Below are 14,359 nucleotides of genomic sequence, written 5' to 3' on the forward strand. Positions count from 1 at the left end.
ATCAGATCAGATGGTTGCGCTGGGCAAACGTGGATAAGTGCACTACCGAGGACATTCGCAACTTCTCCTTGAGTCGAGTCTTGTAGGTACTGATGGTCTTGTGGCTCAGCAGCATTTGCTCGGCGATTTCCTTGTTGCCCAGCCCTAGGGCGAGCATCTGCAGTACGGTAAGTTCGCGGTCAGACAAACATTCGATCATCTGCCGTTCTGTTTCTTGCAAATCGTCGCGCCGCACCGAACTGGTCGGCAAACTGGGGAAGCAGCTGTAGCCCGACATGATCGCCTTGATAGCCTTTTGCAGCTCATCCAGTTCGCCGGTCTTGGCGACGAACCCCATGGCGCCGGCGCGCATGCAGCGGGTGGAAAAAAACACCGCCAGGTAGGACGTCAGCACCAGAATCTTGCACGGCAAGCCCAACGCCTTGATCCGGCTGATGACCTCCAACCCGCCCAATTTGGGCATCGCCAGGTCGAGGATAATCAGCTCGGGACGTTGCTCCCGCGCCAACTGCATCGCATCTGCGCCATCCCCAGCCTGAAAAATCTCAACAAAACCCTCCAACTGCAGGAGGTGTTTGACCGTCGCCCGGATAAACGGATGGTCATCCACAATTAATGCTTTGTTCATACAACTTCCCTATGTGGACAAAATACCCTTACACATCACACCGGACCTGGGTACCTGTGAGAAATGACAGTTCCGACGAACGGCGCTGCCTTATCAATACGGTAACCAGGCCGTGTCTGGCCCCCTTCAATTAACTCAGCATAACCACGGACGCCGGACCTCAACGACCCAACAGCCGCAAGTGCCCAACCTTAGCAACGCAATGATGTTTTAACTGAAGGGATAATCCGGACTAGATGTAGGATTTTTCCACAAGCAAGCTTAGCCAATCCTGGCTCGCCCATAGGGGTCAGTCGGTAGTACTTGGGCTCCAGAAAGCCTGTACCACCAGGGTTGATGTCGAGAGGCGCGCTACCAGAGCATCCAGTTCGTCGCCATCCACCGACGTGGCGGCCAGGATGGCCTCGATCTCCACTTCGTCGCTGCCGAACGGCCGCACATCGACATCGCTGGCCGGGTAGTTGCAACGTGCCAGCTCGGCTTCGAGCAACGCCATCACCGCCTGCTGCTGACTGCGGCGCGCAATGACGTAAAGAATGTTGGTGACCTCTGCCGACACCACATCCAAAGGTTGGCGGTTGATGTTATTGACGATCGGCCGCAGCAAGGTGTTGGCCGCCAGCACAAACAGCGTACCCAGCAAGGCTTCGAGGATCAGGTCGGCGCCAGCGCAGGCGCCCACCGCCGCCGAAGCCCAGAGGGTGGCGGCCGTGTTGAGCCCGCGCACATTGCCTTCCTCGCGCATGATCACACCCGCCCCCAGGAAGCCGATGCCCGAGACCACGTAAGCGACCACGCGCACCGCGCCCTCCGCGCCGCCCAGGCGGTTGGCCATGTCGACAAAGATCGCCGCGCCCACCGCCACCAGCACATTGGTACGTAAGCCAGCGGTGCGCTGGCGGTACTGACGTTCGAAACCGATCAAGCCGCCGAGGATAAATGCCGCGCTGAGGCTGACCACGGTGTCGACCAGGGAGTTGAGGTTGATGTTGTTGATTGCCTGCATAAAAAAATCTCCATGAATGCAGATGCACATTGAAACAATGCCGGCCCCTGTAGGAGCGAGCTTGCTCGCGAAAAACGTCAACGATGACGCGTGCTTGCTGAATGAACGCGGCGTCTGCAAGTTCTTCGCGAGCAAGCTCGCTCCTACAGAACCTTAACTGACGGGCATTACAGTAAGCCCGGCTCCCACAGGGTTTTGCGATGTTGTATTACTGCCAGCCAAACCTGCGGATGTAGTAGCCCTTCACCGCCTGGGTCAGCGCCATGTAAGCCAGCAAAATCACCGGCAGGAACACGAAGTACAGCGACGGCAGCGCCTGCAATTTGAAGTAATGCGCCAACGGCCCCATCGGCAGGAATATCCCCACGGCCATGATCACGCCGGTCATCAGCATCAACGGCAGCGCCGCACGGCTTTGCAGGAACGGGATTTTCGGGGTGCGGATCATGTGCACGATCAGGGTCTGGGTCAGCAGCCCCACCACAAACCAGCCGGACTGGAACAGCGTCTGGTGGTCTGGCGTGTTGGCATCAAACACATACCACATGAGTGCGAACGTGGTGATGTCGAAGATCGAACTGATCGGCCCGAAGAACAGCATGAAGCGCCCCACTTCCCCCGGCTGCCAACGTTGCGGCGTGGCAAGCATCTCGTCATCGACGTTGTCGAACGGGATCGCGATCTGCGAAATGTCATACAGCAGGTTTTGCACCAGCAGGTGCATCGGCAGCATCGGTAAAAACGGGATAAAGGCACTGGCCACCAACACCGAGAACACGTTGCCGAAGTTGGAACTGGCGGTCATCTTGATGTACTTGAGCATGTTGGCGAAGGTGCGCCGGCCTTCCAGCACGCCCTCCTCCAGGATCATCAGGCTCTTCTCCAGCAGGATGATGTCGGCCGCTTCCTTGGCGATGTCCACCGCACTGTCCACCGAAATACCGATATCCGCCGTGCGCAACGCCGGAGCATCGTTGATGCCATCGCCCATAAAGCCCACCACATGCCCGTTGGCCTTGAGCAGACGCACGATGCGTTCCTTGTGGCTGGGGGTGAGCTTGGCGAACACATTGGTAGTTTCCACGGCCAGGGCCAGTTCGGCGTCGCTCATCGCCTCGATGTCGTTACCCATCAGCAAACCTTGTTGTTCCAGGCCCACTTCGCGGCAGATCTTCGCCGTGACCAGTTCGTTGTCGCCGGTCAGTACTTTCACCGCCACGCCGTGAGCCTTCAGGGCCTTGAGAGCCGGTGCGGTGCTTTCCTTGGGCGGGTCGAGAAACGCCACGTAGCCGATCAGCGTCAGGTTATTCTCATCAGCCAGGGTGTAGGTGTCACGCCCCGCCGGCATCGGCTGCGCCGCGACCGCCACCACCCGCAGCCCTTCTTCGTTAAAGGCTGCCGTCACCTGGCGAATGCGCGCCAGCAGTTCGTCGGTCAGCACTTCATCGACGTCGCCATGGCGCACGCGGTTGCATACCGACAAAATTTCCTCCACCGCCCCTTTGCAGATCAACAGGTGCGGTTGGTGCTGCTCGGCCACCACCACCGACATGCGGCGGCGGTTGAAGTCGAAGGGGATCTCGTCGACCTTGTGAAACGCGGTACCAACTTTCAGCTCGCGATGGATGTCCACGTGCTCGAGCACGGCCACATCCAACAGGTTTTTCAAGCCGGTCTGGTAGTAGCTGTTGAGGTAGGCCATTTCCAGCACGTCGTCCGACTCCTGGCCCCACACGTCCACATGGCGCGCCAGGAAAATCTTGTCCTGGGTGAGCGTGCCGGTCTTGTCGGTGCACAGCACGTCCATGGCGCCGAAGTTCTGGATCGCGTCCAGGCGCTTTACGATCACCTTCTTGCGCGACAGAAACACCGCGCCCTTGGCCAGGGTCGAGGTGACGATCATGGGCAGCATTTCCGGGGTCAGACCCACCGCAATCGACAGCGCGAACAGCAACGCCTCGGTCCAGTCGCCCTTGGTAAAGCCGTTGATGAACAGCACCAGCGGCGCCATCACGAACATAAAGCGAATCAGCAACCAACTGACCTTGTTGACCCCCTGCTGGAACGAGGTGGTGGCACGGTCCGTCGCCGTGACGCGTTGCGCCAAGGCACCAAAATACGTGCTGTTGCCGGTGGCCAGGACCACCGCCGTGGCGGCGCCGGACACCACGTTGGTGCCCATGAACAGAATATTCTCCAGCTCCAGCGGGTTGCGCGTATGAGCGTCCTGCTGATGAGCGAACTTCTCCACCGGCATGGATTCACCGGTCATCGCCGCCTGGCTGACGAACAAGTCCTTGGCGCTGAGCACGCGGCAGTCCGCGGGGATCATGTCGCCGGCCGACAACACAATCAGATCGCCTGGCACCAGTTGCTTGATCGGCAGTTCAATGCGCTTGGCAGCATCGCGGCGCAGCACCGTCGCGGTATTGCTCACCATGGCCTTCAAAGCATCGGCGGCCTTGTTCGACTTGGCCTCCTGCCAGAAGCGCAACAGGGTCGAGAGCACCACCATGGAGAAAATCACCGTGGCGGCCTTCATGTCTTCAGTCAGCCAGGAGATCACCGCCAACAGGGTCAGCAGCAGGTTGAAGGGGTTCTTGTAGCAATGCCACAGGTGCACCCACCACGGCAGCGGCTGTTCGTGCTCGACTTCATTGAGGCCGTATTGCACGCGCAGGGCATCGGCCTCCTGAGTGTTCAGGCCCTCGGTGTGGCCGCCCAGTACACCCAGCAATTGCACGGTGCTGCGGTTGGCAGAAGCCACCAGCGTCTGCGCCAGGCTAGGCGGTACTTCGCGGCTGACGCTGGCGTCGGTCACGGTCTCCAGCATCGCCAGGCGGCGAAAATGCCGGGCGATATGCCGGGTCCGCAGGAAACCGGCGAAGAACTCTTTGAGCAACGTGAGGTTCATGGTGTAACTCCTGCGCGAGGAAAAACCGTCGTGCAGGTACTGCCCGTCCACACCGCGCCCGTCACACAGGCACAGCCGAACCTGGCCCGCCCGCCGTAACAGGCAGGCGCGTCCGTAGCATCCAGGCGTTACCCAGGTGCTGGTCAGCGTCGATGAGAGGGAATCAGGCAGGTGCCAGGATTGGCCACCGCCGGGATGCCGCTTCTCGCTTTGTGAGGCGAGACAACGGCATCTGGAAAATGCGCGTTACCTTGCCAAGAGGCCGGTTACCGAAACCGGCCGACGACTGTCACTCGAACAAGTACCCACTGAGGGTCTCCGCTATTGATGAAAACGCGCGAAGCTTACGCCCCGATGTTGGCAGAGTAAACCGTAGGAAAGTGCCTGCATGGCGAATAAGAAAATTCTTCAGGATGGGTTCAGGAACGCCTTTCTTCACCCCACGTGGGGCGGTCCCGTTCGACCAGCGCCAGGTAGTCTTCAATGCTCGCGCTAGCCACAACCTTTACTTGGATAGACACCCTATTCACCTGCCGGCCCATCGTGATGCCCTCGCGGGTGCGCACCTGTACATAGCCAAGCCTGGGCCAAAAACGCTCGGCCCTGGTATTGCCCACCACCACCGTCAGCCGTAGCCACTGCGCGCCCTTCGCCACCGCCCAGGCCTCAAGGTCCGCGTGCAAGCGCTGCGCCAGCCCGCTGCCGTGCCAGCGCGTATGCACCAGCAGCAACCCAATGTGCCACACCCCGGCGGCGAGCAAATCCGCAGCGATATTCACCACGGCGGCCAGGTGGCCCTGCGCATCTCGGTAACCCAGCCAGTACAGGCGGCTGCAATGCCAGCCAGCGGGCAATTGGCCGCTTAACTCTTCCCGTGCTTCGGTCGGGGTAGCCGGTTCGCCATTCACCGCGATGAAGTAATCGGGTGCCTGTTCAAAAAACTGCTGCAGCTCAGCCTCATCGAAGCCAAACAGCTCAACCACCCGAATGCCTTCCAGGGAGCTGCCAGGCAACAGATGTGGATCAACGTCCATGTTCAACCTCTTCAATCATCCCGCGTCAGCACTTCCAGCAATTCAATCTCGAAGCGCAGGTTACTGTTGGGTTTGATATGCGCGCCCATCGAGCGCTCGCCATAAGCCAAGTGCGCCGGTACATACAACGTGCGCACGCCGCCAACCTGCATGCCCATCAAACCCTGGTCCCAACCCTTGATCACGCGGCCGGTGCCGATCACGCACTGGAACGGTTTGCCCCGCTCCCAGGAGGAATCGAACACCGTGCCATCTTCCAGGGTGCCGGTGTATTGGGTGGTGATCAGCGCGCCCTTGACCACGGCTTTGCCGTCGCCCAGGCGGATGTCGATGACCTGCAGTTCGTCGTTGCTCATGGGGTTCTCATTGAAGGCGTGAAAAGGCTGGGGTTTTCCCAGAATCGGATGGGTTTGGCAAGTGTAGGAACAGTCGGAACAATGACATTTCCCTTTAACTTGAAGGACGTTTCCGAGAGAATCCCAACCGCTTGCGCCGCTCACATTGCGTGGCTAGTCTTTGTCGGTCACTGCCAATTCAGTGACTCGGGGTTTGGTAGACCGCGAATGATTAGGCGCTAAGCGCCCCCTTCTGCAAGGCGCTTTTTTTCGGCCCTGCGTTATGGCGGCCGTGCGCAGGGCACCTTCGGGTGCACCGGGTCCTAATCACCGGTCTACCAATCTGCGTACGGCCACCACCCTAAAAGTCGTTTGGTAGCGATGATGGTGGCCTTCTAACTTAGATTAGGAGTCAAACAATGGAAAAGCTCGTCCCCGCACCACCCGCCCCAGAACTGCAATTCTTCGCCACCACACCCGACCTCAGCTTCGAAGACGCCCTAGCCCATGCCAGCAGCGTGTTGCGTTGCGCGGCCGTTGCGGCGCAGACGGCAGGTGAGCAGTTGGATGGCACTTCACGCACCTTGGTGATTTCGGTCATGCACTTGGTGGAAATGGCCAGCGTGATGGTGGACCGTTCGCTGGAATGCATCCAGCCGCGTTAACGCAATCCAATGTGGGAGCGGGCTTGCTCGCGAAAGCGGTGGGTCAGTCAATATCCATGTTTGTTGGGCCGACGTCTTCGCGAGCAAGCCCGCTCCCACATGTGATCTTCGTTGCTTTGAGCATTGCGTTCGCTTAACTGATCGGCATTAGGGCTTGCCTGCGAAGGCAGCGTGTCAGTCAATGCATCTGTGACTGCACGACCGCTTTCGCAGGCAAGCCAGCTCCCACAATTGGATCTGCGTGCATCCAAAAGCCTTTACAACCAATGCCAGAACCGGCTCCAGAACCCTCGCCCCAACTCATCCTTGCACCCGGCATATTGGCGCGCATACATCTGCGAACGCGCTTGCACCTTGCTCGCCACCGGTGGCAGCCAGGCTTTGCTGGCGTAGGTGCGCTGGCGGTAGCCGCCCCAGCCTTCGTGGTAGTTCAGGTATTGGCCATAGGCGTCGTACTTGTAGACGCCGTTGATGGTGTAGGTCTTGTCCATGTACCAGCCGATAAAGTCGATGGCGTCGTCGAAGTCTTCGCGATCAGCGCCGCTGCGGCCGGTGGCTTTGCGGTAGTCGTTCCACACTTCATCCTTGGCCTGGGCATAGCCGGAAGCGGTGGAGACGCGGCCCCAGGGGATGATCCAAAGCAGGTATTTACGCGGGGTCTTGGCGTCGTGGCGAAAGCCTGACTCCTGATACATGATGGCGAACGGCACCTGGATCGGTACGCCCCAACGCTTTTGCGTGACCTTGGCGGCGTCGTACCAGTCGTCTTTTTCGCGCAAGATACCGCAGAGGTCGTTGGGCGTGCGTGGCGGCGAGGTGCCGCACGCCGCCAACAGAGAAGTGAGTAATAACAGTCCGACGGCTTTGCCTGCGCTCAAGGGGGCACCTTTGTGGGATAAGGGTAAAATGCCAGCATTTTACCCCTTCACACAGGCGGCGTCCTTGCCGTAGACAGTTTTAAGCCAAAGGCACGCGACGGGTAGTCAGCGCAATACGACCGATAAAGAAGCTCAAGGCTGCGCCCAACAGCAGCATGGCCAAGGTGCTCCAGGCCGCGCGGGACAGTTGCTTGGCAGCGACTTCACCGGCTTCACGGGCTTTTTGTTCAGCCTGTTTTTTCAGCTCATCGACCTTTTGCATGGCTTGCTGATAAGCCTGGGCATAGTTGTCGACGATCTGGGTGGCTTCTTCTTTGCTCTTGCCAGTGCGGGCCGCGACGATGTTGACCAGCGCCTCTTTATCCGCTGCATTCAGGGCTGGCTCGCCGGACGCTTTCACACGTTCGAACCACTGCTTGAGCTCATCACCGGCCTGGGCAGGGTTGGTCGCTGCATCGGTGGCCGACTGCTTGCCATCGGCTGCTGCCTGATCGGCTTTTTGCTCAACCTTGGCAGGGTCCAGCTCCGCCTTGCCGCTCTGCTTGAGCAAGGTATCCAGTTGGCCTTGCAGGCTGTTCCAGTCCAGCTCGATGCCCTGCTCGTTCAACTGCTGTTTGATGCTATTGCCAATCCCCGGCGCGGCGGCAGCAATGCCACTGCCGGCTGCGGACAGGCCTTTGCCCACCACGTTGCTGGCAGTGCCGACCACGCTGGAAGCCAGGCCCGCCAGCAGCCAAGTGGTGAGCAAGGTGGTCAGGGTCCAGGTCAGCACCCCGTGCAGGCCGCCACGATCCGGCGCGGTGCGGCCGGCCACGAACGCGCCCAACGCGATGGCGACCAGTGTCGATACAAACAGCCAGATACCCGCACCCGTGCCGAAACCGCTCAACGGGTTGCCCGCTTCCATCGGGTCAACGGCACTGGCGCCAATGGCGGTGCCCAACACACTCAACACCAGGTAGGTGACCAGTGCGATTGCACTACCGGCCAATACCGAGCTCCACGACACACGAAACAGTGATCGATTGGTTTCATAGACAGTGGTCATACAAAGGTCCTTTTAAAATTTGGGAGCAAGGCAATGTGCCTTGTTAGGTGTGAGTGTGGCGAAACGACATACGTTCAGTCCTGGCCCATATGCACCAGGCGCCCTGGTGCATTCGCACTGCCCCGTAGGCAATTACTCTGCACTATCCTGAAGCCGGGATGTCGTAACCCAATGTGCCTTGCCCTGCCCTAATCGGAGACGTTATGACCCAGGATGTTCTCGCCAAAGAAACCAACCGCCGCCAACTGCAGACCATCATCTCGGGACTGTCCGACGGTGTGATCCTGGCCGAGGTCGACCAGACCATTCTGTGGGCCAATGAAGCGGCGTTGACCATGCATGGGGTCAGCGAGGTCAAGGAACTGGGCGCCAATACCGAGGCGTACGCCAAGCGCTTTGCCCTGCGCTATCGCAACAACCACCCATTGCCACTGGACAGCTACCCCCTCAGCCGCGTGGCTGCCGGTGAAGAGTTCAGCGATGTGGTGGTGGAAGTCACACCCACCGACGACGAACACCGCAGCTGGGTGCACCGCCTGCGCAGCCTGGTGCTGACCGATGCCCAGGGTGAGCCGGAGTTGCTGGTGCTGATCCTCAGCGACGCCACCGAATGGGCCAGCGCCGAGCAGCGCTTTGAGAAAACCTTCAACGCCAACCCGGCGCCCGCCGTGATCTGCCGCCTCAGCGACCTGCGCTACATCAAGGTCAACCAGGGTTTTCTGGAGATGACCGGCTACAACCGCGACCAGGTCATCGGCAAATCCGTGTATGAACTGGATGTGCTGGAACAGGCCGAGCGCAAGGACCTGGCGATCCAGCGCCTGGGCGAAGGCGCGACCATCCCGCAGATGCAGGCCGAACTGAGACTGCCCGAAGGTGGCAGTAAACTGGTGATCGTCGCCGGCCAACCGTTGGACATGAACGAGGAAGACTGCATGCTGTTTTCCTTCACCGACCTGGAGCCACGGCGCAAAGCCGAAATCGCCCTGCGCCAGAGCGAAGAGCGCTTCGCCAAATCCTTCCGTCTGACGCCCGTGCCGACCCTGGTGTGCAGTGCCGACAACCGCCAGGTGGTGGACATCAACGAAGCCTTCATGAGCATCACCGGCTACATCAGCGAGGAACTGATCGGCAAATCCATCGAAGACATCAACTTCATCGACAGCCCCCAGGCCGGCGCACAGTTGTTCGCTACCCTGGAAAAAGCCGGCAACCTTGAAGGCCAGGACCTCAAGGTGCGCAAGAAAGGCAGCGAGGTGATCGACTGCGTGGTGTCCGCAGACACCGTGATTATCCAAGACGTGCCCTGCTACCTGATGGTGCTGATGAACATCACCGAACGCAAACGCTCGGAGCTGGAGCTGGTAGCGGCCATCGAGGAAGTCATGCAGGACGCGTCCTGGTTCAGCCAGACCCTGATCGAGAAGCTGGCCAACGCCAAGAGCGTCAACAGCCCCAACCTGCCGAATGTTTCCTTCACCGACCTCACCGCCCGCGAGCGCGATGTATTGGGCCTGATCTGCGAGGGCCTGGCGGACAAAGAGATCGCCTCGCGCCTGAAACTGGCGCCTAACACCGTGCGTAACCATGTGGCCACGGTGTATTCCAAGCTGGGGGTGCACAGCCGTAGTGCAGCGATCGTCTGGGCCCGTGAACGCGGGCTGTTTGCCGGTGATTTGCGCCTGAAAAACAAACCCTGACCGTGCAAATGCACTAGTGCGTCTAGTGCGAATTCGCCTTATTGAGCGGAGGTGCAAGCAATAACCTTCAAGGGATCGTATTTATGCCTAGAAGGAACCCGCATGTTTACCCTCTCTCAACTGCGCAACTGCATCGAAGAAGGCCTGTCACCGCTGACGTGCGAATTTACCCTGTGCCGGGACGCTTCCTTGACTCTCAAGGTCTACGACGCCGAGACTGGCCGCGTCGACCTGGTGGTGACCGGCATCAGCACCAACCGCCTCCAGACCCCGCAGGAAGTAGCGAAGATGGTTGACGAATTGCGCTACGAGCTGCAAAGCAACAACGTCGGCAAGCTCACGCTGGATGATCTGCCTTTATCGCCGCTCCCATGAAATAAAACACCCCGCCGGCGACGATAAACGCCCCCAGCATGTAGAACATGTAATGGGCCGGCAGGCTGGCCAGCACCAGCCCGCACAGCACCGGCCCCAGCGCGGCGCCGAGGTTGGACAGGTTTTGCGCCCCGTAATACATGCCCCGCAGGTGGTCCGGGGCAATTCGGTCGATAAACATGTACTCGGCCGGGAACACGATGATTTCACCGACGGTGAACACCGCCATCGCCAATACCCACCCCACCACGCTGGTGGACAGCCCGAAGCCGATCAAACCCAGCATGAACATGCTCAAGCCGGCGATCAGCCATTGGCTCAGGTAACGGTGCGAGATGCGCCGGCCAATCAGGTACTGCAAGGCGATCACCAATACAGCGTTGGTGGTCAGCACCGCGCTGATCACCGTGTAGGTGTATTCGGCGGTCGTGGTGGTCACCAGGTACTGCGACAGGTAGGCCGTAAACTGGCCGAACACCACCGCGCTGAGTAAACCACCGAGGGTGAAGCACACCAGCCGGCGGTCCTGCAGCAGTACGCGGGCAACGGCGAGGAACGGCACCGGCTTTTGCGTAGCGTCCGCAGTGGCCAAGGTGCGGTCACCCCAACGCCCATACAGCAGGAAAAACCCCAGCCCCAACAGCGCCGACAGAATAAACGGCAAGCTGATATCCAGCTTGGCCACCATCGCGCCAAAGAACGGCCCCACGGCATAGCCGATATTGGTAAGGGTGTACTTGATGGAAAACACCTCGCTGCGCGCGTCTTCGGGCAGCAGGCTGGCGAAGCCGGCTTTCACCGCAATATCGATGACGGCGTAGGCCAGGTTGATCAGGATCAGGCAGCCATAGAACGCCCAGATATTCTGCGCCAGCACCGTGCCGATAAACCCCAGCACAAACACCAGACTCAACCCGAGCAACAGGCGATAGCTATTGATGCGGTCGACCAGGAAACCGCCGTAGACACTCAGTAGCGAACCGACGATCAACGAACTGCCGATCACCAGGCCGACCTGGGTAATGTCCAGGCCAAAATGGCTGGTGAGGTAGATCACGAGGTAGGGAAAGGTGATGGCTTTGGCCAGCGTCAGCAACAACGTGGCGCACAGCAGCAGGTTCACGGTGCGGGGGTAGTTTCTGATGGTGGCAAGCATCCTGCTCTCATTCTTCAAAGGTAACGCGACCATTGCGGTCGGTTACCTTAACGCAAGAGACATGAAACGAGCAGGTGCCCCGACGGGATTATTGCTTGACTGGCGTAATCTCGAGGATGGTGCCGTTGGTGGTCTTGAGCAGGACGTACTTGTCGCCTACGCGCGCCCACTGGCTTTCTTCTTCGGGCTGCTTGAGGCCGCGCTTTTTCCAATCGCTGATGGCCGACTCCTTGCGCATCAGGATATCCGGCGCGCGGTCGCCCTCTTTCAAGTCGCGAGCGTTGATGTTTGAAGGTTGCACGGTTTCCTGAGGGGTATCGCCGGCCTGCGCCACGAAACTGGCGGTAGACAAGCTTGCAGCGACGAGAACACAGGCAGCTAGAGTTCTGGATTTCATGGGTGCTCCTTCAATTAATGATGCATACCCAGGTTCCGACCGCGGCGGCGCGCAATCATTCAGCCTTGTTTCCTGTGGCCAGAGATTGCGATCGTGAAAATAATGCTGTAATTTTTCATGAAATTATTCGACATAAATTTCATGACCCCACAAGAAGAACTCGCCACCCTCGCGGCGCTGATCCACGACCTGCGCAAGCACAAGAAGCTCACCCTGGCGCAACTTGCGCAAAAAATCGAGCGGTCGGTGGGGTTTCTCTCCCAGGTCGAACGTGGCCTGTCGCGCCCGACCGTGGCCGATTTGACCGCCATCAGCCACGCCCTCGACGTGCCCACCACCTACTTCTACAGCCTGCCCAAACCAAAGGCAGTGGACTGGGTCACCCGCCCCAACGAGCGGCGCACGGTGTATTACGCCAATGGCATCACCGACATCCTGGTGTCGCCGAGTATGAACGGCGCGTTTTCGATGCTCGACAGCCTGTTGGCCCCCGGTGCCAACAGCGGCGAGCAAAGCATGAGCGACCGCGCCGAGCAGGCCGGTTTTGTGCTGGAGGGCGAGCTGACGCTGTGGGTTGAGGGTGAGCCCGATGCGGTCACCCTCCACGCTGGCGACAGTTTCCACCTGGCCAGTTTCGCCCACTGCCGCTATGCCAACCTCACCGACCTGCCCGCCCGCGTCTTGTGGGTTTACAACTAGGAGCTGCACCCGTGAAAAGCCAATCCTCCACGTTGCTGGCCGAAGTACGCAGCTTCCGCCAGAACCACCCCGACGTGCGCTATGTCGACCTGATCGCCCTGGACATTCCCGGGCATTTCTATGGCAAGCGCTACCCGGTGGAGATGCTTGAGAAAGTCGCAGCCGGCAGCCCGCTTAAGCTGCCGCAGAACGCGGTATTGCTGGGGGCTCAGGGTGGGTTGTTCAAGATTGGCGACTACTGCTTCAACGATGGCGACCCGGACGCCAATCGCCGATTGGTGCCGGGCACGCTCAAACCGGTGAACTGGGAATCGCAGCCATTAGGGCAAATGCTCATCACCTCGGACGGCACCGAAGCGCCCATCGAATTCGAACCCCGCGAAGTCCTGGCCAAGGTGCTGGAACGCTTGCAGCACCAGGGCATTCACCCCGTGGTCGCGTTTGAGCTGGAGTTCTACCTGTTCGATAAACAGCTGGAAAACGGCCTGCCGCAATTTGCCCGCGACCCGCTCAGTGGGGATGCCGACGACCAGCCCAACCTGCATATCGAACGGCTGTCGCGCTTCAGCGACGTGCTCGACGACATGGCGCAAACCGCCAAGGACCAAGGCATCGACATCACGGTGATCACCGCCGAGATCGGCCCCGGCCAGTTCGAGATCAACTTCGGCCACTGCGACGACGGCCTGCGCGCCGCCGACTGGGCCGCCCTGTTCTGCCGTAGCACCCGTGGCGTGGCGCTCAAGCAGGGTTACCGCGCCAGCTTCATGGCCAAGCCCTACCTGCAATTTCCCGGCAGTGGCATGCATGTGCATGTCAGCCTTTACGACGCAGCGGGCAATAACCTGCTCGCGGCCCATCAGCAGCAGCCATTGCGCCACGCCGTGGCCGGCTGCCTGGAATTGCTGCCCCACTGCATGCCGATCTTCTCGCCCAACCACAACGCCTTCCGCCGCCTGGGCGGCACGGTCAACGCTGCGACGCGGGCGAGCTGGGGCTTTGAAGACCGCGATGCTTGTGTGCGCATCCCCGAGTCCGACCCGCGCAACCTGCGGATCGAGCACCGCCTGGCCAGCGCCGATGCCAACCCTTACCTAGTGCTGGCGGCAATCCTGGTGGGCCTTGAGCACGGGCTTGAGGCCAAGCGCGACCCCATCGCGCCCCTGAACGAAGACCGCAACAGCGGCACCGATTTCCCGGTGGAAATGCTCGACGCCGTGCGTGCCATGCAGCAGCAACCGGTGCTGCGCGACAAGCTGGGCGCGGAATTTGTCGACGTGTATTGCGAGAACAAACGCCAGGATCACTTGGCTTTTCAGCAAGAAATTCATGCGCGCGAATATCGCTGGTTTCTCTAAACACGCGCCGCGCTGGCGGCGGTATACAAACCTTGATCCAAATCAACGAAAGGCTCTAGCACGGGCCTTTCAGGCTTAAAAATTGTCGAACAATCCTGGCCTTTGCCGTTGAGATCCATTATCATCCGGCGCCTTCTCGCTACCCGCCGGGTAGCTGTTTCAATGT

The 14,359-nt window shown here is 59.8% G+C and carries 14 protein-coding genes; 5 read left to right on the plus strand and 9 right to left on the minus strand.

Going from position 1 to position 14,359, the window contains the following annotated elements:
* Position 1: 1 nt before the first annotated feature.
* The 5 genes from CRN80_RS26945 to CRN80_RS26965 form a co-directional block, all read right to left on the minus strand.
* On the minus strand, positions 2–628 hold the full coding sequence (locus CRN80_RS26945; RefSeq protein WP_032892431.1) for a response regulator transcription factor: 627 nt from the start codon (positions 626–628) through the stop codon (positions 2–4).
* A 289-nt stretch (positions 629–917) separates the two neighbouring features.
* Positions 918–1,634 carry an MgtC/SapB family protein gene (locus CRN80_RS26950; RefSeq protein ID WP_019821435.1) on the minus strand — a complete coding sequence of 239 codons (717 nt, stop codon included), beginning with the start codon at positions 1,632–1,634 and terminating at the stop codon, positions 918–920.
* A 208-nt stretch (positions 1,635–1,842) separates the two neighbouring features.
* Positions 1,843–4,548: a magnesium-translocating P-type ATPase gene (gene mgtA / locus CRN80_RS26955; RefSeq protein ID WP_098952036.1), complete on the minus strand. Its 2,706-nt coding sequence runs from the start codon at positions 4,546–4,548 to the stop codon at positions 1,843–1,845.
* Positions 4,549–4,967: 419 nt separating this feature from the next.
* On the minus strand, positions 4,968–5,582 hold the full coding sequence (locus CRN80_RS26960) for a GNAT family N-acetyltransferase (protein ID WP_098952038.1): 615 nt from the start codon (positions 5,580–5,582) through the stop codon (positions 4,968–4,970).
* 11 nt (positions 5,583–5,593) lie between these two features.
* Positions 5,594–5,938, minus strand: a complete 345-nt coding sequence (locus CRN80_RS26965) for an FKBP-type peptidyl-prolyl cis-trans isomerase (protein ID WP_032892436.1) — start codon at positions 5,936–5,938, stop codon at positions 5,594–5,596.
* A gap of 398 nt (positions 5,939–6,336) precedes the next feature.
* Between CRN80_RS26965 and CRN80_RS26970 the strand changes: the two genes are divergently transcribed.
* Positions 6,337–6,582 carry a DUF6124 family protein gene (locus tag CRN80_RS26970; RefSeq protein WP_043050220.1) on the plus strand — a complete coding sequence of 82 codons (246 nt, stop codon included), beginning with the start codon at positions 6,337–6,339 and terminating at the stop codon, positions 6,580–6,582.
* Positions 6,583–6,839: 257 nt separating this feature from the next.
* On the opposite strand, the gene CRN80_RS26975 is transcribed toward CRN80_RS26970, so the two are convergent.
* A complete protein-coding gene (locus CRN80_RS26975) occupies positions 6,840–7,460 on the minus strand; it encodes a hypothetical protein (protein ID WP_003190361.1) in 621 nt (206 codons plus the stop codon).
* A 79-nt stretch (positions 7,461–7,539) separates the two neighbouring features.
* Entirely contained in the window at positions 7,540–8,508 is a 969-nt protein-coding gene (locus CRN80_RS26980) for a hypothetical protein (RefSeq protein ID WP_098952039.1), read from the minus strand.
* Positions 8,509–8,711: 203 nt separating this feature from the next.
* Between CRN80_RS26980 and CRN80_RS26985 the strand changes: the two genes are divergently transcribed.
* The gene (locus CRN80_RS26985; protein WP_098952041.1) at positions 8,712–10,208 is read left to right on the plus strand and encodes a PAS domain S-box protein; all 1,497 of its coding nucleotides are present in this window, start codon (positions 8,712–8,714) and stop codon (positions 10,206–10,208) included.
* Between the two features lie 102 nt (positions 10,209–10,310).
* On the plus strand, positions 10,311–10,583 hold the full coding sequence (locus CRN80_RS26990; protein WP_003190355.1) for a DUF1652 domain-containing protein: 273 nt from the start codon (positions 10,311–10,313) through the stop codon (positions 10,581–10,583).
* Here the strand turns inward: CRN80_RS26990 and CRN80_RS26995 are convergent.
* Entirely contained in the window at positions 10,546–11,739 is a 1,194-nt protein-coding gene (locus tag CRN80_RS26995; RefSeq protein ID WP_098952043.1) for an MFS transporter, read from the minus strand. The genes CRN80_RS26990 and CRN80_RS26995 overlap by 38 nt on opposite strands.
* 88 nt (positions 11,740–11,827) lie before the next feature.
* Positions 11,828–12,136, minus strand: coding sequence for an RcnB family protein (locus CRN80_RS27000; RefSeq protein ID WP_098952045.1), 309 nt, complete (start codon positions 12,134–12,136; stop codon positions 11,828–11,830).
* Positions 12,137–12,277: 141 nt separating this feature from the next.
* Between CRN80_RS27000 and CRN80_RS27005 the strand changes: the two genes are divergently transcribed.
* On the plus strand, positions 12,278–12,835 hold the full coding sequence (locus tag CRN80_RS27005; protein ID WP_032892444.1) for a helix-turn-helix domain-containing protein: 558 nt from the start codon (positions 12,278–12,280) through the stop codon (positions 12,833–12,835).
* Positions 12,836–12,846: 11 nt separating this feature from the next.
* On the plus strand, positions 12,847–14,193 hold the full coding sequence (locus CRN80_RS27010) for a glutamine synthetase family protein (protein ID WP_098952047.1): 1,347 nt from the start codon (positions 12,847–12,849) through the stop codon (positions 14,191–14,193).
* Positions 14,194–14,359 lie beyond the last annotated feature (166 nt).

Source organism: Pseudomonas sp. FDAARGOS_380 (assembly GCF_002591235.1).
Classification (GTDB): Bacteria; Pseudomonadota; Gammaproteobacteria; order Pseudomonadales; family Pseudomonadaceae; genus Aquipseudomonas; species Aquipseudomonas salmasensis.

Coding starts and splice junctions, on each gene's coding strand:
- CRN80_RS26945 (WP_032892431.1), bottom strand. CDS start 628: ATGAACAAAGCATTAATTGTGGATGACCATCCGTTTATCCGGGCGACG.
- CRN80_RS26950 (WP_019821435.1), bottom strand. CDS start 1,634: ATGCAGGCAATCAACAACATCAACCTCAACTCCCTGGTCGACACCGTG.
- mgtA (WP_098952036.1), bottom strand. CDS start 4,548: ATGAACCTCACGTTGCTCAAAGAGTTCTTCGCCGGTTTCCTGCGGACC.
- CRN80_RS26960 (WP_098952038.1), bottom strand. CDS start 5,582: ATGGACGTTGATCCACATCTGTTGCCTGGCAGCTCCCTGGAAGGCATT.
- CRN80_RS26965 (WP_032892436.1), bottom strand. CDS start 5,938: ATGAGCAACGACGAACTGCAGGTCATCGACATCCGCCTGGGCGACGGC.
- CRN80_RS26970 (WP_043050220.1), top strand. CDS start 6,337: ATGGAAAAGCTCGTCCCCGCACCACCCGCCCCAGAACTGCAATTCTTC.
- CRN80_RS26980 (WP_098952039.1), bottom strand. CDS start 8,508: ATGACCACTGTCTATGAAACCAATCGATCACTGTTTCGTGTGTCGTGG.
- CRN80_RS26985 (WP_098952041.1), top strand. CDS start 8,712: ATGACCCAGGATGTTCTCGCCAAAGAAACCAACCGCCGCCAACTGCAG.
- CRN80_RS26990 (WP_003190355.1), top strand. CDS start 10,311: ATGTTTACCCTCTCTCAACTGCGCAACTGCATCGAAGAAGGCCTGTCA.
- CRN80_RS26995 (WP_098952043.1), bottom strand. CDS start 11,739: ATGCTTGCCACCATCAGAAACTACCCCCGCACCGTGAACCTGCTGCTG.
- CRN80_RS27000 (WP_098952045.1), bottom strand. CDS start 12,136: ATGAAATCCAGAACTCTAGCTGCCTGTGTTCTCGTCGCTGCAAGCTTG.
- CRN80_RS27005 (WP_032892444.1), top strand. CDS start 12,278: ATGACCCCACAAGAAGAACTCGCCACCCTCGCGGCGCTGATCCACGAC.